Source organism: Nostoc sp. CALU 546, assembly GCF_048836525.1.
Genome location: NZ_JAWJTF010000017.1, coordinates 14,847 through 37,353 on the forward strand (window position 1 = coordinate 14,847; position 22,507 = coordinate 37,353).

Annotated in this window: 20 protein-coding genes and 1 pseudogene; 9 read left to right on the forward strand and 12 right to left on the reverse strand. The window is 40.7% G+C overall.

Going from position 1 to position 22,507, the window contains the following annotated elements:
* Positions 1 to 15: 15 nt before the first annotated feature.
* Together RRG12_RS11090 and RRG12_RS11095 are read right to left on the reverse strand one after the other, a co-directional pair.
* Positions 16 to 339, reverse strand: a pseudogene (locus tag RRG12_RS11090) (four helix bundle protein); the annotation flags it as partial.
* A 176-nt stretch (positions 340 to 515) separates the two neighbouring features.
* Positions 516 to 1,607, reverse strand: a complete 1,092-nt coding sequence (locus RRG12_RS11095; RefSeq protein ID WP_420759303.1) for a sensor histidine kinase — start codon at positions 1,605 to 1,607, stop codon at positions 516 to 518.
* Positions 1,608 to 2,020: 413 nt separating this feature from the next.
* On the opposite strand from RRG12_RS11095, the gene RRG12_RS11100 reads away from it, so the two are divergent.
* Complete coding sequence (locus RRG12_RS11100) at positions 2,021 to 2,377, forward strand: hypothetical protein (RefSeq protein WP_420759304.1); 357 nt, start codon at positions 2,021 to 2,023, stop codon at positions 2,375 to 2,377.
* A 176-nt stretch (positions 2,378 to 2,553) separates the two neighbouring features.
* Here RRG12_RS11100 and RRG12_RS11105 read toward each other — a convergent pair whose 3' ends face one another.
* Positions 2,554 to 3,135: a DUF4360 domain-containing protein gene (locus tag RRG12_RS11105; RefSeq protein ID WP_420759305.1), complete on the reverse strand. Its 582-nt coding sequence runs from the start codon at positions 3,133 to 3,135 to the stop codon at positions 2,554 to 2,556.
* A 321-nt stretch (positions 3,136 to 3,456) separates the two neighbouring features.
* Here RRG12_RS11105 and RRG12_RS11110 point away from each other — a divergent pair, with 321 nt between their 5' ends.
* Positions 3,457 to 3,927, forward strand: a complete 471-nt coding sequence (locus RRG12_RS11110) for a hypothetical protein (protein ID WP_420759306.1) — start codon at positions 3,457 to 3,459, stop codon at positions 3,925 to 3,927.
* A 75-nt stretch (positions 3,928 to 4,002) separates the two neighbouring features.
* Here RRG12_RS11110 and RRG12_RS11115 read toward each other — a convergent pair.
* Positions 4,003 to 5,063, reverse strand: a protein-coding gene (locus tag RRG12_RS11115) for an ISKra4 family transposase (RefSeq protein ID WP_420759307.1) whose coding sequence is annotated in 2 segments (ribosomal slippage) — positions 4,003 to 4,907 and positions 4,907 to 5,063 — 1,062 coding nt in all. Because the reading frame shifts where the segments join, the coding sequence is not laid out codon by codon here.
* Positions 5,064 to 6,260: 1,197 nt separating this feature from the next.
* Here RRG12_RS11115 and RRG12_RS11120 point away from each other — a divergent pair.
* From RRG12_RS11120 to ppk1, 3 genes are all read left to right on the forward strand, one after another.
* Positions 6,261 to 8,780 carry a phosphoketolase gene (locus RRG12_RS11120; protein WP_420759308.1) on the forward strand — a complete coding sequence of 840 codons (2,520 nt, stop codon included), beginning with the start codon at positions 6,261 to 6,263 and terminating at the stop codon, positions 8,778 to 8,780.
* Positions 8,678 to 8,995 (forward strand): phosphate ABC transporter ATP-binding protein, encoded by a 318-nt coding sequence (locus tag RRG12_RS11125; protein WP_420759309.1) that lies wholly within the window; start codon positions 8,678 to 8,680, stop codon positions 8,993 to 8,995. The genes RRG12_RS11120 and RRG12_RS11125 overlap by 103 nt, the downstream gene beginning before the upstream one ends.
* Before the next feature lie 281 nt (positions 8,996 to 9,276).
* Positions 9,277 to 11,412 carry a polyphosphate kinase 1 gene (gene ppk1 / locus RRG12_RS11130; RefSeq protein WP_420759310.1) on the forward strand — a complete coding sequence of 712 codons (2,136 nt, stop codon included), beginning with the start codon at positions 9,277 to 9,279 and terminating at the stop codon, positions 11,410 to 11,412.
* Between the two features lie 159 nt (positions 11,413 to 11,571).
* On the opposite strand, the gene RRG12_RS11135 is transcribed toward ppk1, so the two are convergent.
* The 5 genes from RRG12_RS11135 to RRG12_RS11155 all read right to left on the reverse strand — a co-directional run bounded on the left by RRG12_RS11135 (position 11,572) and on the right by RRG12_RS11155 (position 16,297).
* Positions 11,572 to 12,252 carry a hypothetical protein gene (locus tag RRG12_RS11135; protein WP_420759311.1) on the reverse strand — a complete coding sequence of 227 codons (681 nt, stop codon included), beginning with the start codon at positions 12,250 to 12,252 and terminating at the stop codon, positions 11,572 to 11,574.
* Positions 12,253 to 12,254: 2 nt separating this feature from the next.
* Entirely contained in the window at positions 12,255 to 12,722 is a 468-nt protein-coding gene (locus RRG12_RS11140; RefSeq protein ID WP_420759312.1) for a hypothetical protein, read from the reverse strand.
* 3 nt (positions 12,723 to 12,725) lie between these two features.
* On the reverse strand, positions 12,726 to 13,742 hold the full coding sequence (locus tag RRG12_RS11145; protein WP_420759390.1) for a tyrosine-type recombinase/integrase: 1,017 nt from the start codon (positions 13,740 to 13,742) through the stop codon (positions 12,726 to 12,728).
* Between the two features lie 536 nt (positions 13,743 to 14,278).
* The gene (locus RRG12_RS11150; protein WP_420759313.1) at positions 14,279 to 14,572 is read right to left on the reverse strand and encodes a hypothetical protein; all 294 of its coding nucleotides are present in this window, start codon (positions 14,570 to 14,572) and stop codon (positions 14,279 to 14,281) included.
* A gap of 360 nt (positions 14,573 to 14,932) precedes the next feature.
* Positions 14,933 to 16,297 (reverse strand): pentapeptide repeat-containing protein, encoded by a 1,365-nt coding sequence (locus RRG12_RS11155; protein ID WP_420759314.1) that lies wholly within the window; start codon positions 16,295 to 16,297, stop codon positions 14,933 to 14,935.
* 185 nt (positions 16,298 to 16,482) lie between these two features.
* Here RRG12_RS11155 and RRG12_RS11160 point away from each other — a divergent pair, with 185 nt between their 5' ends.
* From RRG12_RS11160 to RRG12_RS11170, 3 genes are all read left to right on the forward strand, one after another.
* A complete protein-coding gene (locus RRG12_RS11160) occupies positions 16,483 to 17,250 on the forward strand; it encodes an ankyrin repeat domain-containing protein (RefSeq protein ID WP_420759315.1) in 768 nt (255 codons plus the stop codon).
* Positions 17,251 to 17,379: 129 nt separating this feature from the next.
* Positions 17,380 to 18,702 (forward strand): glycosyltransferase, encoded by a 1,323-nt coding sequence (locus tag RRG12_RS11165; RefSeq protein WP_420759316.1) that lies wholly within the window; start codon positions 17,380 to 17,382, stop codon positions 18,700 to 18,702.
* A gap of 223 nt (positions 18,703 to 18,925) precedes the next feature.
* Positions 18,926 to 19,117 carry a hypothetical protein gene (locus RRG12_RS11170; protein ID WP_420759317.1) on the forward strand — a complete coding sequence of 64 codons (192 nt, stop codon included), beginning with the start codon at positions 18,926 to 18,928 and terminating at the stop codon, positions 19,115 to 19,117.
* A gap of 292 nt (positions 19,118 to 19,409) precedes the next feature.
* Here the strand turns inward: RRG12_RS11170 and RRG12_RS11175 are convergent, their stop codons facing one another.
* On the reverse strand, positions 19,410 to 19,550 hold the full coding sequence (locus RRG12_RS11175) for a hypothetical protein (protein ID WP_420759391.1): 141 nt from the start codon (positions 19,548 to 19,550) through the stop codon (positions 19,410 to 19,412).
* Positions 19,547 to 19,957: a hypothetical protein gene (locus RRG12_RS11180; RefSeq protein ID WP_420759318.1), complete on the reverse strand. Its 411-nt coding sequence runs from the start codon at positions 19,955 to 19,957 to the stop codon at positions 19,547 to 19,549. Before RRG12_RS11180 ends, RRG12_RS11175 begins: the two co-directional genes overlap by 4 nt.
* Positions 19,958 to 20,183: 226 nt before the next feature.
* Between RRG12_RS11180 and RRG12_RS11185 the strand changes: the two genes are divergently transcribed.
* Positions 20,184 to 20,681 (forward strand): hypothetical protein, encoded by a 498-nt coding sequence (locus tag RRG12_RS11185; protein WP_420759319.1) that lies wholly within the window; start codon positions 20,184 to 20,186, stop codon positions 20,679 to 20,681.
* A 185-nt stretch (positions 20,682 to 20,866) separates the two neighbouring features.
* Here the strand turns inward: RRG12_RS11185 and RRG12_RS11190 are convergent, their stop codons facing one another.
* Positions 20,867 to 22,330 carry an ISLre2 family transposase gene (locus RRG12_RS11190; RefSeq protein ID WP_420759320.1) on the reverse strand — a complete coding sequence of 488 codons (1,464 nt, stop codon included), beginning with the start codon at positions 22,328 to 22,330 and terminating at the stop codon, positions 20,867 to 20,869.
* Positions 22,331 to 22,507: the final 177 nt, after the last annotated feature.

Below are 22,507 nucleotides of genomic sequence, written 5' to 3' on the forward strand. Positions count from 1 at the left end.
TGAGTAATGAGTAAATTATTTTTCTTTCAATTTGTTGATTGAAGTTGTTAATGTCTTAATAATTATTTCATTCTCTTCTATCAGATTTTGAAATTTTGATTTTGACACCAACTCCGATTTTATCATTATTTTTATCCAATAAAGGGTTTCATTGGCTTCCTTTATGGCTATAGAATACTTATTGATAAAGTCTTTATTTGATTGTGCATATTTAGCTTCTGAACAGTTTGCACCTATTGATGTCCCGCTTCTTAAAAATTGTTTAGACAAGATTTTACCAGCGTCGTCAAAAGGTCTTTTATTTAGCTCAGAATAAACTTTGATAACTCTTATTGCAAAATCTTCCGTTCTTTCTTAAATACTGATATTTGCGTTATAATTAATCATGAGTAAAAAAGAATGTTGTAATTCAATTTTACTTTATAAGTAATGGGTATTGACTCATTACTCATTACTTAAAGAACGCAAAAATAACTTTTCCCACTGCAAAGTTTACTCAGCCAAAATTCAAGACACTAGGCTAAGGGTAAATCAATTGAGAAGACACATCCTTGATGGGGAATATCCCGAACTGAGAGTATACCTTTGTTTAACGATACGGCGCGTCGTGAGATTGTAAGCCCAATCCCCAATCCTGATCTATCTGTTGCCATCTGAGAAAAAGGCTTAAAAAGTTCTTCCACCTCACCAGGCGGGAGTCCTCCACATTGATCCTCTATTTCAAGCAAAACACGCCCACCTACAGCCTTACCGCGTATCCATACAATCCCACCCTGCTTGGTGAACTTAATGGCATTTTGAACCAGATTCGATAAGGCAGATATTATTAGGTGACGGTCTATTAAAACCTCCAATTCAGCCGCTACCTCAACACACACCTTAATTGATTTCGCACTTGCTTCAAACCATGCAGTAGCCTCAACTTCACTGACTAGGTGAATAACTCGACATCTCTGATATTGTCCGGTTGATTCGTTCCGCAGTCGCACCTCAACAAGTGAACGATCAATAATGTTTCTCATGCGCTTATGGGCATTTTTAAGAATACGAGATGTACTTCCATTGGTTCCGACTTTCCCTGTGATTATAAGTTGGGAAGCTAGAATAGCGGAGGTCAAAGCATTTCGCAACTCATGTGCTAGAAATCCAAGACGCTGAACCTCATCCCGCTCTGCATTTTCACGCTGACCTCGATTAAACTCTGTAACCGCTTCAGCGATAGCGATATCGAGGCAGAAATTTAATCGATTGAATTCACGAGGGGATGCTGTTTCACTACTATTCTCCTGAATATACTCAGTGATCGCTTGACAAAGAGCGCCGTAGCCATGAACAACCTGAGAAATGCTGTAGCCAAGTTTTAATGACTCTTTTCCCCGGCGCTCTGCGGAGGCTTTGTGAAGACTTTCTATAGAATTGTTATCTGGTTCTTTAGATTCATCTATATCAGCATCAGCACGTAATACCTCAATGAGTTCATCGTAGAACACAGGTAATCCTTTTTCCATTTCGTCGCTCGAACTCATGGAATCAGCAAGACGCGCGATCTTTTTTGAACACAAGGCGAGAATTTCGTCACGTTCTGCTAAGAGAAATTCATGTAACATTATGAATGTTCTTAATTTTAAACTTATTCTACCATCAGGAGATCGCTAGAACAGTGATCGCTCATAAGAGTAACTAGCAACTTGGGTTATATCTGCGAAACAGGCTCTCTTCTGCTTTCTCCTAAAAAATCGTCAGGACAACAAAAGGAATTTCAGGAGAGGGAATGGCGTAGGCATCGCTTTGTTGGTTAATTAAAATTAATCTGGACTAGGTTTTTTCTGCATCGTTAATCAACTTATACAATTCAACTATCCATCAAACTCTTGTAAATACTCGATTTCAAACGTCCGGTTGTTACACTCTTCACAAGAAGAGCAATTAGAAATATTTGAAAATGTTTTTAATAACAGACTGCACAGTTGAACCAAATGAATCTAGGCTCGAAAGTAAACATCTATATCAAACAACACTAATGTCACATACGTTGATTAATTTAACATTGCCAATAGTCATTCAAGAAATTGAGAATGTCTTAGATGAGTACCCTGAACATCCTTATCAATTAGCTTTTTCGATTCATGAGTTACGCCAAAAGTTAATTGCCCACATTCTAAGTCATGTCCCTAACCGCTATGTAGTCGAAGGGGTACAGGAATTATCCAGCACCCCCAAAAGCCGCTACTCTTTCCCTCTACAGGAGCGGATACAGATAGAAACAGTGGTTCACGGTAGTATTCTGCATATCCTGCGCGAAAACGCTGATTGGCTAAGTCGCCAAATCCTAACTGTGTCTCTTCTTGGGTCAATTCTGCTCCCTATTCTGATTTAATCACTTCATACTCTTGGGCAACAATACAGTAGAGAATATATTTTGCACTAGGGTCAATATTTGCTTTTACGCTAGCGCAAAGTATGTACTGTACTCTGCGTTTACTATGAGTAAAAATCCCACTAGATAAAAGGTTTCAGAATAAATTTTCTGTGCCGGAATTATCCTGAAATGTACTAGTTTTTACGACAGGTGCGATATTTTATGTGATAAACCAAACCTCGGTGTGCAAGATCGAAGGAGTCAACAGTAGCCATCCCTTGACCTTTGGCAGTCATCGCAGTATTCACCCGCATATTTACACTGTCACCACAGCCCGACCAAACATCAGCTACCGTCGCCAAGCTATCTCGAACATTATAGTCAGTTTCGCCACTAAAAGTCCGAGAAAAAACTGGGCCGCGGGTACCAGCAAAAAAGTACTCTGCTCTTAGTGTCCCAGTAGTTCCGGGAGCAATATAACCCCGATAATCAGCATCATAAAGGGAAATTTGAAAGCCTTGGGGTAATTTGATCGGAATACTCAAATTACAGCTTTTCCGCCTTTCTGCGGCGACATTTCCGATGGCTGCAAACTTGTCAAATAAAATGGTTAGCTCTTGACCATCGGGACTAACGCTCACACTGGCTGATTCATTGGGACAACCGCTACCACCATAACTTGCACCTAAAATTTCAACTTTGGCATCAGCAAAGGCGGGGCTAACTGAAGCAGTAATTAATGTAACGGCAGCAAGAAATACTTTTACAAATTTCATAATTTTTTGATCGCGAATCTACTAACCAGATTTACTGTGACATTCTGCTGTTGGAAATCAAGGTTGAATTGCGTCTGAGTTGTATAAGTTGTACTGAAAGCCTTCAAATCGTTACAAAAATCTCAAATTTAGTCGCTTTAAATTAGGATTTAGAGAGTACTATGGATATCTGAAGGTGGCAGCTATTAAGCTCTCCAACACAATAATTAAAATGGAAAGCTTAAAAGCACTCTCTCGCTACAATATGCTTGCTACTCTATTTTGATTCTGTTAGCTACCCAAACTCGAATTACTGAAAAAATAATGGGAGTGTAAAACAGTATGGTAATAAAACATCAAGAAAAAATTATTACCCTTTGGATTGTTTTCTTGTTGGGACTTCTCTTTCACAGTCAGTTGGGATTAATGCCTCTTTTTCACGGTCTTAGTGTGGCTGACTCCCACGCACAAAGCATAGCAGAAGTTGCCCCGATTATGTGGTTAATGTTGGGCTTTTTTGTGTTCCCGATGGCTGCGATCGTTGCTACTGTGTTTACTGATTCGAGTCGCTACCGAAGCATTCACTTTGGTTTAACCGTATTATATACCGTACTAAATTTTTGCCATCTTGTTGCAGATTTAGTGGTGCAACCGATCGCTTGGTATCAGGTTGTGCTTATGCTGATTTTGTTCATCATCGGTCTTTTACTCAACCTTGTTTCCTTCCAGTGGATGAAAGTTCGTCTGGTTAAGAGACCTCCAAAGAATAATTTATCCCACAAAGAACAAGAGACAGAATTTATTCAAGAATAATGATATATGAGTATAGGCATACAGATGTATACGGGAGCATGTCAACTTTGTTAGAACAAAAGAACTAAACAGGTTCTAAAGCTGGACATTAAGATAAGCACAGCGATGCTTGAGAACTTGAGGGACATTAGATTCATCCCATTGTGCTCCAGATATTTTTAGTCGCCGATCTATCTGTTTGATAGTAGACTCGATGGCACCAGAACCAATAGAACAAATACCTTCGGTTTGATAATACTCATAATTGACAATTCGATGTCGATGAGTTTCCAAATATCGGCAAAAATTTTGGGCTTTTTTAGCTTTAAGTGGAGAGATGAGGGCGAGAGTTTCATCAACTTTTCCTTGCCAAAGAAAAGTTTCCGCAGCTTTGAGTCGCTTGAGAGAACCACCAACTTTATGTAGATTTTCAATCAGATGAAACCAATCTAAAATCTCCCGTATTTCTCCTGGACAATTAAATTGTCGAATTATTTTCCATATCCCTGGATCTCCATCACCTAAACAGGTTAATGGTTCTGCCAAGTGTTGTTTATTTACCCAATCAATTAAAGCTTCATTTTCGCCTAATTTCGCTACCTTTATTTCTTGGTTGATGCAGATAGCTTTATAGTCTTTCCAGATGCATGGTTCTCCTTTTTCTTCTGTCCTAAGCCTCACCTTACCGCCATCCAGGCTAATTTCTTCTATTTCTTGTTCGCATCCTATTTCGGGAAAATCATACCGCTGAACGATTCTTTGTTGTGTGCTAGCAGAAATAGACATCCCGGTATATTTATGAATATCTTTTGCCGCATTTTCATAGGAGACATTTGCACTTGCTCTCAAGCAACATTGTTCTAAGTAAGGACTTATTTTCTGATTTTTCTCTAGTTTTAACTTTCGTGCTTGTTTTTCACTGATTGGCAATTCTCCAAGAATACTTTTAATTGTTCTTACTCTCCCCGATGAAGTTCCTGTTGCTTCTTTGAGAAAAAAAACCCTAATTCTGGCGTAATATATTCTAGAGTTTGCGCTCTGATTGTTTTTTCAATTCCAGCTAGGCTCTCTAATTCTTTAGTCTCTGCTTCTTGATACAGAATTTTTGCTATGGCTTGAAGATGTTTCTGGATTTTTTTCTGATTAGCTGGTTCCATTGTTGTTGTGAAAATTGATTTCTTCCTATATTTTCATTGATTTTGCCACTATTCAATAGTTCATATGTTCTAACAAAGTTGACATGCTCCCGATGTATACTTCTACTACAGCCAATTTATATGTTGTAAATATTTTTTTAAATGGAATTACACCATAGGAGAGATAAACGCTCAAAAGTTATTAAATAAAGGTTAAAAATTAAATATCTTAGTAAAACTTGTACAACTTATACACCAATCAAACGCTTGGTTAAACACGATTTCTAATCTTAGAGTGTCATACTAACCTTTATCAGCAAATTGACAAAGGTTAGTCAAATATATGCCTAGTAAAGCTTTATTAACAAGTCCTCGTAAATTGAGTATATCTACAACAATCAGTCAATCGATGATGAGTAAGCATTTTTGCCCTAACTGTTCAGACATTTTACTCCGTCATGTACGTTTGGGAGAACTTTACTGGCGCTGTAGTTACTGCTATCAGGAAATGCCCATTTAGAAAACGGGGGTGGTACGCTAACGTGCCATCAACACCACCACTGACCTAAAAAATCATAAATAGGTTAATTAATGGTTAACGTTAAACTAAGTTAATGTCATTATTTTTAATTTAAATTAAAATATTTATATCTATCTATTTTTCAGATATAACACTAATTTTGCAGCCCAATTTATTTAACTTTTAAAGTGGATTTTATCTACCTTTAGTTGGATGTTTAAGTTAGAAGATATATCAGAATATAAGTAGTTATACTGTATGTAATGCACATTCCACCCTTTTAATCAGGATATAAGGGACTTTTAAACAAGATAGTAGTGAATAGTGAAGTGCAGGCAATACAATTAGATTAGCTAAAAATCGAGATTTTTGTAATTGGGAAAGATCGATTTTATGACTCAATTATTTCATAGTCTTGTTAATTGCTAACCTTATGCAAACTGTATTGGAAGTAGCTGGTTGTATAAGTGAACCGCAAGTAAAACCATAGTTATCGATTGATATCCGCTTAACCATTTTGAGATTGATCAATGTAGTACCCAATGGTAGATGCACTGTACTACATCACTTCTTTGGTATTCATATTTAGTCTTGAAATATCGGGTTTTAAAACTGTGTAGACGTGGAGCAGTTTGTCATCAGACATCGCGTGTTCAACGATTCTTTAACTAAAAATAGATTAGTAGGATTCAAAATCTATGACCATTTCTCCTTCTAAGACAAAGGTTTCAGTTGTTGAAAACGGTAAATCTGCCACACTTAGTACTGAAGAACTGCGTCAGATAAATGCTTACTGGCGTGCCTGCAACTATTTAGCTCTAGGTATGATATATTTGCAGGACAATCCACTGCTAAAAGAACCCCTCAAGCCAGAACACATCAAGAATCGCCTGTTAGGACACTGGGGTACAAGTCCCGGTTTAAGCTTTATCTACGTCCATCTGAACCGTTTAATCAAAAAATATGATCTGGACGTGATTTACATCGCAGGCCCCGGTCATGGCGCTCCGGGCATCCTTGCGCCGACATACTTAGAAGGAACCTATTCTGAGGTTTATCCTGATAAGAGCGAGGACGAGGAAGGTATGCTGAAGTTTTTCAAACAGTTCTCCTTTCCTGGTGGAATTGGTAGCCATTGCACACCTGAAACTCCTGGCTCGATTCATGAAGGCGGCGAGTTAGGTTACAGCCTCTCCCACGCTTACGGGGCTGCTTTCGATAACCCGGATTTGATTGTGACAGCAGTTGTTGGTGACGGGGAAGCAGAAACAGGCCCTCTAGCAACAGCTTGGCATTCTAATAAATTTATCAACCCCATTCGGGATGGTGCAGTTTTACCAATCTTGCATTTGAATGGCTACAAGATTGCTAACCCCACCATCCTAGCCCGCATCAGCCACGAGGAACTAGAGGACTTATTCAAGGGCTACGGTTACACACCTTACTTTGTGGAAGGGCACGATCCAGCGCAAGTGCATCAACTGATGGCAGCAACTCTGGAAACAGTTATTTTGGAAATCAAGAAAATCCAAACCGAAGCCAGGACTTCGGGTGTTGCCAAACGTCCTCGTTGGCCGATGATTGTCCTTCGTACCCCTAAAGGATGGACTGCGCCGACAGAAATAGACGGTCATAAATTAGAGGGATTTTGGCGATCGCACCAAGTACCAATCACAGATGTAACTAGTAATCCTGCACACATGAAGATTCTAGAACACTGGATGAAAAGTTACAAGCCAGAGGAATTATTTGACGAGCATGGCAGTCTAATTCCCGAACTCAAAAAGCTGGCTCCCATTGGTTCTCGCCGCATCAGTGCCAATCCCGTTGCTAACGGTGGAATTCTGCGTAAAGAATTGCGTATGCCCGACTTCCGCAACAATGCAGTTGAGGTAGATAAGCCTGGTGCTGTTGAGGTGGAAAACACGAAGCCTCTAGGGAACTTCCTGCGAGATATCATGCGTAATAACATGAATAATTTCCGCATATTCGGGCCAGATGAAACCGCCTCCAATCGACTCAGTGCCGTCTATGAAGTCAGCGAGAAAGTCTGGTTGGCAGATATGCTCCCTGAAGATGCAGATGGCAGTGAGCTATCTACCGACGGGCGAGTGATGGAAATGCTCAGTGAACATAACCTGTTCGGCTGGCTGGAAGGCTATCTCTTATCTGGGCGGCATGGTTTCTTCCACAGTTATGAAGCTTTTGCTCACGTTGTTGACTCCATGTTTAACCAGCACGCCAAATGGCTGGAAATCAGTAAAAAAGAAGTTGCTTGGCGATCGCCGATTTCTTCTGAGAATATCTTACTATCCTCTACTGTTTGGCGACAAGATAACAACGGTTTTAGCCACCAAGATCCAGGATTCATAGATTTGGTTACTAATAAGAGTGCTGAAGTTACCCGGATTTATCTACCTCCCGACGCTAACTGTCTACTTTCTGTAGCCTATCATTGCCTACGTAGCACCAACTACGTCAACGTCATCGTTGCAGATAAGCAAAAACACCTCCAGTTTCTTAGCATAGAAGAGGCGATCGCACATTGCACCAAAGGCATCGGCATCTGGGACTGGGCAAGCAATGACCATCATGGGCAAGAACCCGATCTTCCCGATGTCGTCATGGCATCTTGCGGAGATGTTGTGACTATGGAAGCTTTAGCTGCAACTGCCATCTTAAGAGATGAGTTCCCCGATCTTAAGGTGCGGTTTATTAATGTTGTTGACTTGTACAAATTGCAACCAGATACAGAACATCCACATGGATTATCAGACTGGGATTTCGATAGTCTTTTCACCACAGATAAGCCTGTAATTTTCAACTTCCACGGCTATCCTTGGCTGATTCACAAACTTGCTTACCGTCGCACTAATCATGAAAATATTCATGTGCGCGGCTACAAGGAAAAGGGCAGCATTAACACACCACTTGAGTTAGCTATCAACAACCAAGTTGATCGGTTCAATCTGGTGATTGACGTGATTGATCGGGTTCCGAAGCTGGGTTCTGCTGCTGTCTATGTTAGAGAAAGCATGAAGAACGAAATTATTAACAACCGGAATTATGCTCACAAGCACGGTATCGATCGGCCGGAAATGGTCAACAACAACGGTTGTGTATTGCGCGAGCGATCGCTGGACAACCAGAAGTTATACTTATGGATGAACCTTGTTCTGCCCTCGATCCCCTATCCACTTTGCGGGTTGAAGAACTGATTCAGGAACTCAAAGAGCAATATACCATCGTCATTGTTACTCACAACATGCAACAAGCGGCACGAGTATCTGATAAAACAGCTTTTTTCAATGTTAGCGCCACAGGAACAGGCGATCGTACTGGCTATTTGGTAGAATACGACTCAACAGAAGTGATTTTCAATAACCCTAAGCAGAAAGATACAAAAGATTACGTCAGCGGTCGATTTGGTTAAATATGGGTTTTGAGAGCAAGTGTTTTGATAAATTAAGCGAATTTTGGATTTTGAATAATTCAATTCCATTATCCAAAATTTAAAAAGTCTTAGAGTCGTACAGTTAATTCATGAATTGCCCCTACAGTGTGGATCTATTTAGCATCAAAGAATGATTAATGAAAGCTAAAACGACCTACATATTATTGGTAAATGTATACCATGATTAATTTGTACAGTGCGTAAGTTAGATTTGAATTATTTTTGATAATTGTCATACCATTCTTTTAGTAAATCCAAATATGTCTAAAGTCAAAGATATTAGTAAAACTATTAATGTGCATGACTCGGAGTACTACTTTAGTCGAGAATTAAGCTGGTTAGAATTTAACCGCCGAGTTTTACATGAGGCGTTAGATATTCGGACTCCATTACTAGAAAAACTCAAGTTCATTGCCATCTTTAGTGCTAATCTTGATGAATTTTTCATGGTTCGTGTCGCACTTCTCAAAGAACAAGTTAAAGCACAGTTAATTCAGCGAACTCCCGATGGTCGCACCCCAGAACAACAATTAGAAGCAATCGATCAATATCTGCATCCAATGGTGACTCAACAGCATCATTATTTTGAGCAGACGCTTCGACCAGAAATGACAGCGCAAGGCATTCATCTACTTAATTATGTTGACATTAATCCCCAACAGCGTAGTTACTTTCAAAAACTATTTCAAGAAAGAATTTTTCCAGTTCTCACTCCTCTAGCTGTTGATCCTAGCCATCCCTTTCCACGAATGGCGAATCTCAGTTTAAATTTAGCAGTGGTAGTAAAAGCCCCAAACACAGGAGAAAAAAAATTTGCTAGAGTCAAAATTCCCACTATTCTGCCTCGATTTATTCCCTTACCTCAAGAATTGCAAATAGATAATGGGAAATTAAATCACTGGACAGGTATGCCGATAGAGCAAGTAATTGCTCACAATTTAAAAGCTTTATTTCTCGGAATGGTCATTGAGGAATATCACCTATTTCGATTAACCCGCAATACAGATTTAGAATTAGCAGAAGAAGCCGATGACTTACTCTTAGCAATTCAACAAGAGTTATATAAGCGCAAATTCATTGGCTCGGTGGTGCGGTTAGAAATTCAACCATCAATGCCTCAATCAGTACGACAGATGTTGATGACAGAAATGAAACTAATTGAGAGTGATATTTATGAGATAGAAGGTTTGCTGAATTTAAAAGATTTGATGTCGTTTACGGCGCTACCTTTACCTGAATTGAAAGATCCACCTTGGGCATCAGTAATTCCGTCTCGTCTGCGTCATCTTCATCAACAAAGTCAAATCGCCAACTTCAATGATGAGGAAAAAAGTATTTTCTCGGTGATTCAGCAAAAGGATTTGCTAGTACATCATCCTTACGAATCCTTTGGCGCTTCTGTAGAGGAATTTATTGCTCAAGCTGCTCACGATCCTGATGTGTTGGCAATTAAGATGACACTTTATCGGACTTCGGGAGATTCGGAAATTGTCAGTTCTTTAATTACTGCGGCTGAAAATGGCAAACAAGTTGCTGTTATTTTAGAATTAAAAGCTCGCTTTGATGAAGAAAATAATATCACTTGGGCTAATAAATTAGAAAAATCTGGTGTTCATGTAGTATATGGACTGGTGGGACTAAAGACTCATAGCAAAACTTTGCTAGTGGTGCGTCAAGAGGGAGAAAATATTCGTCGTTATTTCCATATTGGGACTGGAAATTATAATTCCAAAACAGCAAATTTATATACAGATTTAGGACTAATTAGTTGTCGAGAAGACTTAGGGGCAGATTTAACTGATTTATTTAATTATTTGACTGGTTATTCCTGTAAAGATTCTTACCGCAAGTTGCTGGTATCACCTATTAATATGCGCGATCGCATTACTGCCCTGATCCAGCGAGAAATCGAACACTGCAAAAACGGTAATCAAGGTCATATTATCGCTAAGATGAATGCTTTGGTTGACCCCCAAATTATTGCTACTTTATACAAAGCATCTCTTGCTGGAGTACAAATTGACCTAATTGTACGGGGTATTTGTTGTTTGCGTCCTGGAGTTCCAAAAGTTAGCGAAAATATCCGTGTTATCAGCATTATTGGTCGTTTTTTAGAACACTCTCGGATATTTAACTTTCATAATAACGGACAAAATGAAGTATATATCGGCAGTGCCGATTGGATGACTCGCAACCTAGATCACCGAGTGGAAGTAGTTGTACCAGTTGAAGATGATGATATTGTGCAGAATTTACAAAAAATTCTCAAAATAATGCTAGCAGATAATCGCCAAGCTTGGGAGTTGCAGCCAGATGGCTCTTACATCCAACGTTACCCTAATAAAAATGAGCCAGAACGTAGCGCTCAAAATATTTTGATAGAAATGATGCAGTAATTCTCTAATAAAAGTTACACAGAGTTATCTCCAGGTCTTTTCAGGGATTTCTGGATTGATTAAGGTATAGGTTGCTATCAGTATTTAGCATAACTTTACAACATGTCCCATTTTACACGTATCCTATCTCGGTGGCTACCCTATATGGCGAATGTATTTTTATTGATAGTAGGAAGGAGAGCTTTTCACCCAGACATTATGGTTGTGATAAAAATCACCACGCTGTTCTAACGTAAACCCACCCAGCAATAATCCCAACCATACTTCTACCATCGGCATTTCCAACACACGTTGCAGTTTAACTAAAGAAATCTCATCTTTGACATTTATCAGATGGTTAGCGATTGCACTTTGCCATTTTTCCACATCCTCATCTGATGCCAAATTGCGGACATCTTCTAAAGTTGTCACCTCATCAAGCATTGCCAAAACATTCGCTTTCTCAACAGGTGCTGCTACAGAATCGCCCGATTCAGTAGAATGTGAAAATTGGTGTGGGCCATGTGGTCTAAAGGTTTGTGGTGTTTGCGGTTCAATCAAATCATCTAAATCTAGGTGCATTGTTGTCCGCACTAGACCAGCAAAGAGATCGGTGCTAACAACTGGCCCCAAAAGACTATTGCGATCGCGGGTATCTTGCAACAGCACTTCGGCACGCGACTTGAGAATATCCGCAATTTGACTGAAGGCAAGCGCTGCGGTTAATAACTGTGCCTCCAAGGGTAATTTTTCTAGCTCGGCATCCAAACAATCCCACATAGCATCAAGGGAAGAAGTTGGTGGAGACTCGGACAACTCATCAAGTACATCCCAAATGGTTAATTGACGATATGTGGTCATATCTAAGATTGTGGATGTAGAGGGCAAGGCCGCACTGGGCAGTAGCTTGAGCTAATCTCAAACATATCCTTATACTGATATAGTGAAACACTGTATTGTTTGGCAAAAGCCTGCAACACCTGATCTGTATAGGCGCGGATCTTGCCAGCCGTTAGCCCAAAGCAGTGAATTGGTTCCAGGCGACAAACAGGTTTTTGCCCAAGCCAGAGTTCTGCCGACATAGCGTGCAATGGTTTATCCCCCGGTTCTTTATATAGATACAGCACTGCAAAATACGTTGCTGGTGGTTCGACTGCGATTGCATCAATTTCTGCTGAATTATTCTTGTCGCGGTGGCGGTAAAACGAACGGCGATTGTGGCAGACTTTTGGATTCCAACACCCGTCCCCTTGTGGCCCATGCAGTAGTTTTGCTTGGGTTGTTGGTAACTTGGCGCATAACTGACACTTGGGGTCTAACGGCTTCGGCATACCTTACTCCGCTTCTTCGCCGATTGCACGATAGTAAGCAGCGATCGCTGCTTCTTGCTCACTGCGAAGGGTATAGCGCCGAAACGCTTTCTCGCTTTGATGTCCAGTCAGCTTACGCGCATGGCTGGGGTCAACTCCCAATAGTAATAAATCAGTAGCGTAGGTGTGACGAAAGGAGTGAGGATGTAAATCCTCAATGTGAGCTATTTCACCGATTTTTTCCACAGCGAAGTAAATGCCGTGATAACTCAAGCGTTCACCTTTGTATGAAGCATGGTGTGAAATCATCAGTGGACTAAGGCTGTTTAACACCTCCCCTTGCTGTTCGCGCGATCTCAAATACTCTGCTAAAACTTCCCGGCTCTCTTTTCGCAGTGGAACCAAGCGTGGTTCATTGGTTTTGGTGTCTGGTAAAAATAGCAGCTTGCCATCAAATGACCCAACATTTAGCTGTACAACTTCCCCTGCCCGGAGTCCATGACTGAGAATGTGAACCAGTGCTGTATCCCGTTGCTTTGTTTCTCCCAATAACTCCAATGCTGACCAAACCTGTTCCATTTCTTCAGGGGTTAAACTCTGGGCTGGTGGCAGTGGCACTTTTTCCAGTTTTATCCCCAGTGTGGGATTAGTAGCAATAATTTCAGGATACGTGTAACACATCCATTTGAAAAAGCTTTTGAGAGCCGCAATTCCTGCATTAATACTGCTTTTTGAAAGTGGTTTACCAACATCAGTCCGTATTTCATCACGGAGATATTCTTTATATAGCGCAAGGTGACGTGGACGCAGTTCATGATAATGTAGCTCACTCCAAGCCAAAAACCTTTTGAGTTCGCGTTCGTAAAGCTTGCGGCTGTTGGGTGCGAGATTGTTGCTGCGTAGAAACTCTAGCACCTTTACCCACCGGATATCAGTGGGTGGTCTTGTACTAGTGGTGCGCCCAAGGAGCGATGCAGTTTCAGCGTTTAGGGGAATGAGTTTGATTGGAGGTAAGTTATTTAGTTCAGGGTTATTCACAATAATCTTGCGCGATCGCACTCGGTAGTTCTGAATTTAAAAGTTCAGTATACAGGAATGCTGGAGAACACAAAATAACATACCCTTATCTTTTATCCGACATAAACTCCGATTAACACTACTTCCCTTGATATACAACACTTTCACCAACATGCGATCGCTCTGGGTGCATGGTGGCAACGGAATACAAACTATTACGCTGCTGATAAATTTTGCTTGTCTTTGGTATCGCCTTTGATGCGTAATCCAAGCGATAACCATTTACAGGGTGCTAACTTTCAGTTATAGTTAGCCGCAACTTATTATAGGCACAATGCAACTATAACTTTGACTTGGTGCAAAGATAGTTTACAAAAGTTGCTCAGGCAGTTGCCATAATATTGGTTTAGCGAAGAGACAGAGGGGCAGGCATCTGAAGAATGCATTCGGAAAAACTTTTCTCCCTGATCAGGTGCCTGTCCCTCAATCTCTAAGATTCGGATCGTGGATAACTGCAACCACCTCGACGCAGAACCGTCTGGGAATACAAATTGTCTGCTTTAATTACAAAAATCATCCACCCGAATATCCCGCCAGACATCAGAAACCTGCCAGCCGGAATTACCCACAGATTGTACTGGAGGATTGTCAAGAAATGGAATATAGTCAGGAACTCTAGGCTCTGAAATCGCTACTGGTTTCTCCTCAACCTCAACCACAGGGGCTGGAGAATTGACAGTATTAGCTTCAAGAAGTTGGTCTTCAGCCTCCTCGATTAGCTTCATCTGTCTCAGGGTAAGCTTGTCGGATTTTTTGATAATTTTCTTTGTATGTATCTCATTAGAAGTATTCATTGGCTGTTTCCTCGAAGGCATTGACTTAAAATTTGTCTGGGTAAAGTTGGGAGAAGATGAGTATTAATAATTGCACGGAATTAACAAGGTACACCAAAACTATGGAAAATACGAGTCTCTTGTCGAGGAATTTATTAATTGTGTACAAATCTGTTTTCGTGCAGATGCCCCAGCATAATGTGTTGGGCAGATGCAAGTATTAAGCGTAAGCGTAGCTCGCCGCAGGCATCGCTTCTCGATCATGACTGTAACTCAAGATTATTTTGCGGTTTTGACTCCTAATAAGCAGATAATAGATGGTTGAGAGTTCTCGCTGTAGAAGCCTTGCCACGGGCGGCTAAACCAACAAAAAGACCTTATTTAATCGTTTGGTTTAATGAAATCAGCGAACTCCCCCGGAGCAAAGATTTCTTTATTGTTATCAGGTTTGCGAAGTGGATCAGGGTTGTATGCAGTGGGGAGCCGCATATAAACGTATTCACATCTCACCCCATCAAATTTAGTATCGGTGGTAATGCCCCAATCTTGAATGTATGCTCCAGTAAGAGTAGCGCCAGTCAAGTCGGTTCCGTTAAGCTGTGCTTGTACTAGCTTTGCTCTGGATAAATCTGCATCTTGTAAATTCGCTTGACTGAGGTCTGCACCAATAAAACTGACATCTATCAAGTTAGCTCCTTTAAAGTTAATTCCGCTTAGGTTTTCACGGTCAAAATTAATGTTCTGTCCAACACCTGTCTCTAACACGCTTACCACTTGTGCTTTTTGAAGGTAACTTGTTCCAGGGCGAACAAAGTCGAGTTTTTTAGTTTTGTTGAAACAGGTACGAATTAGAATGGTTTTTCTAAAATCTGTACTTTTTAGTGTGGCGGCTGTGAAATTAACATCAGTTAAATCAGCACTGTGAAAGCTTGTACCACCAATAGCTGCAAAAGCAATAGCAATGTTCCGAATCCAAGAGTATTTTTCACCTCCTTCTATTGCTCTGCGACTAATGTAAGCACTAAATAAAATCCCGGCCACGGCGAAGGCGAAGGCGAAGGCGAAGGTGACGGGGAATGCGTCGGGTTCGGCTTCGGTGAAGCCGCTGAAGGCGGCACCTAAGCCGAAGATGAAGGCTGCGGCTCCGGCTCCGGCGACGGCCCCGCCGAAGGCAACGGCGAAAGTGAAGGCTGCGGCTCCGGCTCCGGCGACAGCGAAGACGACGGCGAAGGCGACAGCGAAGGCGACGGTGAAGGCGACAGCGAAGGCGACAGCGAAGACGACGGCGAAAGCTCCGTCGAAGGCGAAAGCGAAGGCGACGAAGGCGACGATGAAGGCGACGACGACGGTGAAGGCGACGGTGAAGGCGACGGTGAAGGCGACGGTGAAGGCTGAGTTTAATCCTTGGCGAAGGATTACTATAAATAAAACAATCACTACTATTAAGGCAGTCCAGCCTGCAATCTGATTTTCTAGACTTGAACTTTCAAATACCAAAGCTGTCAATACTTCAGTAGAGGCTAAAAAAAATCCTGAAATTCCAGATAGCACGCAAGAAATACAAACTAAAAAAATAGCCCAACGCCTTTGCAGCCCAGCAGTAGCATGGCTAAAGTTTGCGTTCCTCAAATTAGCCCCACTAAAATTAGCACTCCGAATATCAGCGTAACTAAAATTTGCCCCCTCAAGGTTTTGTCCTTTGAAGGAGCGCCCACGAAGATTTTGACCAAAGAAGTCCTGGTGCATGATTGGGTACTGGATGTCAATTTACTTTTGCTACAGTCATACCAAGATTGATTCCGTAATTTCAACGCTTGAAAGCGCTTTTATTTTTATATTGCCTCCGGCAAGAGGTAGATGCGCGAACAATTCTTTTTTATCCAAAGTCCAAAAAGTACTCTTGTGTATAGGTTTTTATCGGGAAGTTAGCCATGTTTCAAATATCACGCGGACTGCGTTCTGCTTTGAGAATTCTAGTTGGTCTAATTTGGATTTTTTCAGCGTTTTGCTTTTTACTATTGACTCGCATACCAGTGCTGCTTCCTTGGTTGGCTGTTCTGCCTGACTGGTTGGCTAGGATTGCTATATCCTTTGTGGTTAGTCCAGGGTTTATAATTCTAAGCTGCATTCTCGTTGCATTGAGCAGTTTATTACTTTGGCATCGATTTTCTAATAAATGGGCAACTATCTTTGCAATCCTTATCCCATTCCTACTCTTCATTGGAACTGTTCTATTTGGTGATATCGATACTCAGGGAACACAACGATACGTCACTGATGCAGCTAAACGCGGCGATGTGAGGAGTACTCGTGAACAGATATTAATTCGGGGTGGATCGGTTAATCAAGTAAGGGCATTGATTTATGTGGGGACAGATGTAAATGTGCGCGATCCACAAGGGCGTTCTGCGCTTTACTGGGCTGGATGGGCTGGAGGAAAGCCAAAAGTTAAGCTACTGCTTCAAGCAGGGGCTAAACCTGATGGAAGGGCACTGGTAAATGCTGCCTTTTGGGGAAGCTTAGATGCCATCAAACTAATGTTTGAAGCGACCCCTGATGATGGAAAAGCGCTGGTAACAGAGGTGGGCAATCAAGCGCTGGAGGCAAATAAGACCCACACGAGTGCAAGTGCTTCAGATCGGGCACAAATTGCTCAGATGTTAATAGCACGAGGAGCAAAGTCGAATGACCAGAAGTAACAGAGGCAAGTGTTCTCTTGAGATTTTCTTTACAAATCAGCGCTCCCTAATAAGTAGCAATTAGCGTTGCTTAAAGCCAATCTTGAGCCAGTAAATTAGTACAATTTTTGAATACTGGAGTTTTCATTTTTGAAAAAGCATTTGAGCCAAAGTCTACCTATAGCACCAAGCCGAAAACTGAAGATTACGATCCTAACAGTAGGTTCAAGAGGAGACTTGCAACCATACTGCGCTTTGGCTATTGGCTTGAAACGTGCGGGGCATGAAGTAACGATTGCAACCCATGAGAACTTTGAACCATTTGTGAGGAAGTTCGATTTAGAATTTGCAACGATCGCTGGCAATATGCAAGAGTTTTTGCAATCGAAACAAGGGCAGCGATTAATTGCGGGAGAAAAGTTGAAAAAAGAAGAAGGAGATAAGCTTTTACTTCAACAGTTGGAATCAGCTTGGAGTGCGTGTGTTGGAAGTGAGGTAATTATCTACACGCCGTTAGCTACCTTTGGATATCACATTGCAGAGAAATTAGGCGTACCTTGCTTTTTTGCATCAGTTCTGCCGTTGAGTCCTACAGCGATGTTTGGGTTTTTGAGGTTTGCTCAAATAACTAAAAACCCGCTAAAGAAATTAATCAACTATGGCAGCTACTTACTAGTAGAGTTTTTGCACTGGCAAAGATATCGTCACCTGCTCAATCACTTTAGAACAGAAACTTTGAAATTGCCGCCTCTACCATATTTGGGCAGACGCTTCAGACGGAAGACTCCGGCAAATGTATCACGAATCCCTGTATTGTATGGATTTAGTTCGCACATCATCCCAAGACCCCGTGACTGGCCTGCATGGGCGTATGTGACTGGTTTTTGGTTTATTGACCAAGCCTCCGAATATGAGCCACCTCTGGAACTAGAGGATTTTCTTGGACGAAAGCAATTACCTTTGTGTTTTGGATTTGGGAGCATGACAATGCCCAATCCAGAATATCTCACACACTATATAGTGGAAGCTTTAAAGAAAACCCATCAAGGCGGGATTATATTGTCAGGCTGGGGTAACATTGGAAGAACAGTGAATATAAAAGATTCGCTACGAGTGTTTGTGATCAAGGAAGTTCCGCATGATTGGTTATTTCCTCAAGTGCCAGCAGTAGTACATCACGGAGGAGCAAGTACAACGGCGGCAGTGTTACGTGCGGGGACACCATCAATTACCGTACCTTTTTTTGCAGATCAGCCAGTTTGGGGCGAAAAGCTAACTCGGTTGGGAGTCAGCCCACAACCGATACCGTACAAGAAAGTGTCAGATAAAACTTTAGCAGCAGCAATTGAAGTAGTACTGGGTGATGAGGTCATGCGGTGTAAAGCCCAGGAGTTAGGTGAGAAAATCAGGGGTGAAGATGGTGTGGCGAACGCTGTTGAAGCATTCCATCGGCATTTGGGGTTGATTGAGTGAGAAATTGCAGACAATTGAAGAAGAAGTCAGAAGTCAGAAGACAGAATTCAGAATCACAATCGGTTGGAGATTCAAACCCTAAGCAATTGTAGACACCGTATAGACAGTGGGAATTTGAACCTTTTTACTCATTGATTTTTCGTTCAGGAATCATTCTGAATTCTGACTCCTGACTCCTGAGTTCTTTTATTTAAATACATCATCACACCTACAACAGCAGTCAATGTCCCAAGTCAAAGTTGATACGGTACTCTGTGTCAACGGCAGTGTCCTAATGGTTTTTTACACGCCAGGGCATTGCTGGGAATTCCGTATCATCAGCCGCACGGGTGGGATATTCGGGGAAAAAAAGATTTATTACACGGCGGAGGCAGCGTTGCGGATGGGGTTGGAGTGGTTGCGGGATGAACGGTAATGAGTGCGTATATGCGATCCAAGGTCAGCATTAGTAGCAAGAGACAATCGCTTTTAGTGAAGGTAAATTGCTTGAAATTGTACAGTGATTTTTTATTTGTCGCTCCACTAACTATGTGGAGGCGAATTAATGGAAAAGAAAAGTTGGCGATCGCTACAATCAATATTTCAAGTATTTATACAGAGGTATTAATACTTAATATTGTATAAAATAAAATTTAGCGAAAAGGTAATAAATGTAACTTTATATACTCTACTGAGACGAAAAACTCAGTAGAGTATTTTCGTGAGAATCACTGCCCTTGAAAAATTGTCTTGTCTTGTTGCAACCCAACAAAACCTCGTTCTAACAACCATAAAGTGAAAACTGCGGCTGCCGTCTCAAGAAATGTAATCGCACTTCTTGAAACATCTATAAGTTGTGTTTCTCTCAATTGCGGTCATTGCCATTAGGAGCCGACAGTTGAATCATCTCAGTAAAACGTGAATACTTAACCGCATCGGTAGGGGGATAATCTGCCGACACTGCAATCAACCCAATTTTAAGATCCTCGAAATAAATCACACCCCCAATACGTCCTTCAACTTGAAAAGCTCCATGAAATAAATGATACGGAGCGATGTAGATGAGCAAACAGTCACTAATCTTTATTGCCCTGTCAAACATCTGGTGACAAGTTTTTTGGAGGACGGCATCTAGATATTCATTATAGGCAGGCTCACCCAGGTCAGTGAATTCCGGTAGATCCGCAAAATGATCCATGTAAAATAGCCAGATATCAGACAAGTCTGCGTCATTCGTCAGTTTCTGCTTAAGTTCTTGCAATCGGTCGATATTCATATTGTGGATATTGAGGAGATGGGGCAAACAGACAGTACTGTTAAAAAGTTATCAATTATTTTTGCATTAATGGGGGATAAAGAATTGCCACCAAAGGGTTCTACTAAATGGTGGGAGACTAAGATCACGAAAATAGTGCTAGTGTACTATAAGATTTGTAGTTTAGGATTTAATTTGCTCGTGGCATAGTGCGTAAAAAGCGAGACTGTTTTTAGTGGAGCTACCCTTGGGACAAGAATCTGTCGCTAGAACCAGGAAAATAGTTCACGTTGATATGGATGCCTTCTACGCATCGGTAGAACAGAGGGACAACCCTAGCTACCGAGGCAAACCGTTAGTCGTCGGTGGCAGCCCGAATCAGCGAGGTGTGGTTGCAGCAGCCAGTTATGAAGCTCGTAAGTTTGGGATTCGCTCCGCGATGCCGTCAGTAACAGCGATCGCTAAATGTCCCGCACTTATCTTTGTCAGACCGAGATTCGACGTTTACCGAGAGATTTCCACTTCAATCCACGCCATATTCAAACGCTACAGTGATTTAGTGGAAGGAGTTGCGCTAGATGAAGCATATTTGGAAGTTACTGAGAACAAGCAAAACATCCCCTACGCTTCTACTATCGCAAGACATATCAAAACTGCGATTCTCCAGGAAACCCAGTTGAGGGAGCAATGCGGTTTTGTCAGATCCAGTAAAAAACAAGCGGTCGCAAAAATCAAATCTAAGTAATAAGTAATTTTATTTACTAAATATACGCTGATAGCCACGTGAATTTATCTTGATGGGATATCTCAAAAAGATTACTAGCAAGGTATTTGACGATTATTAACAAAAATATCTACAATTAGCCTTTTATACTTAGTGTTAATTAAACCAAGTAACAAGTTGAAAGTAGAGCTAAAGTATAAAATTTATCAAGCAGTTTCTGGTTTGATAAAGGAATTAAAGATGGAAGCACAAAAATTATCCCAACTTTTAGCTATCCATTGACAACGCAGATGTAACATAATTTCTGCATTTTCTTTCAACCAAAATTTACTGTTACCCTTGATTCTTAAATTGACAACTTGGCGGATTAAACTCTCAATTGCACCACTACCAATAGGTAATTTTTTATGTATTGCTTTATCGTAATTTAAACGTCCTTTACGATAAGCATCTAAAATATAATTTCGTTTAGTTACCATAATCTTACACCGCTCTCCAGTAGCTACAGCAATCAATTCATCCATCTGGCTAATTAAGGATTTAGCTTTACCCTTTTTTAAACTCTTTCTAACTTTTACAAACCATTCTTTAGACTGTACTTCTTCATTAAAAGCCGCGTCTGCAAATACTTTTATATTTTCCGTAACATGATAAAAATCGAATAATTGATAAGTTTCGACTGGGCATCCTAATCTTGTCAAAAGTGGGGGGATATGTATCCAGATCCATTCCGCTCCATCCCCGATTAATAATACTTGTTTTGCTTGACTAATTCCCAAGTCAACTAAATCCGCTTCTAAAATCTCTAAAAGTGCTTTATATCCTTCATAAGTGCCATTATTAGTAATAGGAATTTCAGAACTATTTATTTTTTTACCTTGCTCATCAACAACATAAATTGTGAATAACTTTGGCTCAACCCATTTGCCAATAAACCCGTTTCGCTTGGTTTTGGAGTTTTTTCTCCCCTTTTTATTAATTCGGATTCTACTGCGACCACCATCTACGGCAATGACAACTCTTTGACCTTTAAGAATATTACCTTCAGCTAAATTCCCTATTTGCCGATTTAAGATTTTAGATTGACGTAAGTTGATCCCAATTTGACCAAATTTATATGTTAAACGTTCAATTCGTTTTAAACTAAGGTTAATTCCCCAACCCGTTAAAGTTGTACAGGCGGCTTCAAATGAGCTAGTGATTGCACCATATTGGGCAACTGTTGACCATACTAATGGGGTTAAGCTAGATGACATTCCCAACCACTTTAATAGGGGACAAAATCCTTGAATAGCGATTTTATTTGTAGTCTTGCTTATTGACTTTATTTTTACCATGTATGGCAACTTTAAAGTAACTAGAACGTTTCCAACTGTTAATATTTGCCGCGTTCTATAACCGTGTTTTTGCATACTGCCATTCCACCAACCTCTTGTTTTATCCATAGCTGTTTGATTGGCTGACTGAGATTGTGAAAGGTTATACAACAAAATAGCAATACATTGACCAGCTAAAATAAGTGCAATTTCTCTAATTTTTTCTTCCCTTTCTTCAAGAATTTTTCCATTCCACTCCGTGATATTCGTCAATTCTAAACATTTTGACACCTCTAAAGAAAAATTTGATAATGATTTGCTTAAATCTAGAGTTGCACATATACTTTTTTCCATTAAGGTAGATAATCCCTGTCTTGAAATTATTGCTCAAAGGGAATACTAGCTTTTTTTGTGTCAAAAAAGAGAGTCTTGCAAGTTGTAACTCAAACTCATCTTTCTTTTTTAAGGGTTAATACGGGTTGAAGAGTATAAATTTATTTTTATCACTGAAAGAATGATTTAGCGATCGCT

What these genes read in the sequence shown, in the direction of transcription:
- RRG12_RS11110 (WP_420759306.1), top strand. Translation starts at nt 3,457, where the DNA reads ATGGTAATAAAACATCAAGAAAAAATTATTACCCTTTGGATTGTTTTC.
- RRG12_RS11135 (WP_420759311.1), bottom strand. Translation starts at nt 12,252, where the DNA reads ATGACCACATATCGTCAATTAACCATTTGGGATGTACTTGATGAGTTG.
- RRG12_RS11120 (WP_420759308.1), top strand. Translation starts at nt 6,261, where the DNA reads ATGACCATTTCTCCTTCTAAGACAAAGGTTTCAGTTGTTGAAAACGGT.
- RRG12_RS11155 (WP_420759314.1), bottom strand. Translation starts at nt 16,297, where the DNA reads ATGCACCAGGACTTCTTTGGTCAAAATCTTCGTGGGCGCTCCTTCAAA.
- RRG12_RS11105 (WP_420759305.1), bottom strand. Translation starts at nt 3,135, where the DNA reads ATGAAATTTGTAAAAGTATTTCTTGCTGCCGTTACATTAATTACTGCT.
- RRG12_RS11180 (WP_420759318.1), bottom strand. Translation starts at nt 19,957, where the DNA reads ATGAATATCGACCGATTGCAAGAACTTAAGCAGAAACTGACGAATGAC.
- RRG12_RS11150 (WP_420759313.1), bottom strand. Translation starts at nt 14,572, where the DNA reads ATGAATACTTCTAATGAGATACATACAAAGAAAATTATCAAAAAATCC.
- RRG12_RS11140 (WP_420759312.1), bottom strand. Translation starts at nt 12,722, where the DNA reads ATGCCGAAGCCGTTAGACCCCAAGTGTCAGTTATGCGCCAAGTTACCA.
- RRG12_RS11095 (WP_420759303.1), bottom strand. Translation starts at nt 1,607, where the DNA reads ATGTTACATGAATTTCTCTTAGCAGAACGTGACGAAATTCTCGCCTTG.
- ppk1 (WP_420759310.1), top strand. Translation starts at nt 9,277, where the DNA reads ATGTCTAAAGTCAAAGATATTAGTAAAACTATTAATGTGCATGACTCG.
- RRG12_RS11160 (WP_420759315.1), top strand. Translation starts at nt 16,483, where the DNA reads ATGTTTCAAATATCACGCGGACTGCGTTCTGCTTTGAGAATTCTAGTT.
- RRG12_RS11190 (WP_420759320.1), bottom strand. Translation starts at nt 22,330, where the DNA reads ATGGAAAAAAGTATATGTGCAACTCTAGATTTAAGCAAATCATTATCA.
- RRG12_RS11170 (WP_420759317.1), top strand. Translation starts at nt 18,926, where the DNA reads ATGTCCCAAGTCAAAGTTGATACGGTACTCTGTGTCAACGGCAGTGTC.
- RRG12_RS11100 (WP_420759304.1), top strand. Translation starts at nt 2,021, where the DNA reads ATGTCACATACGTTGATTAATTTAACATTGCCAATAGTCATTCAAGAA.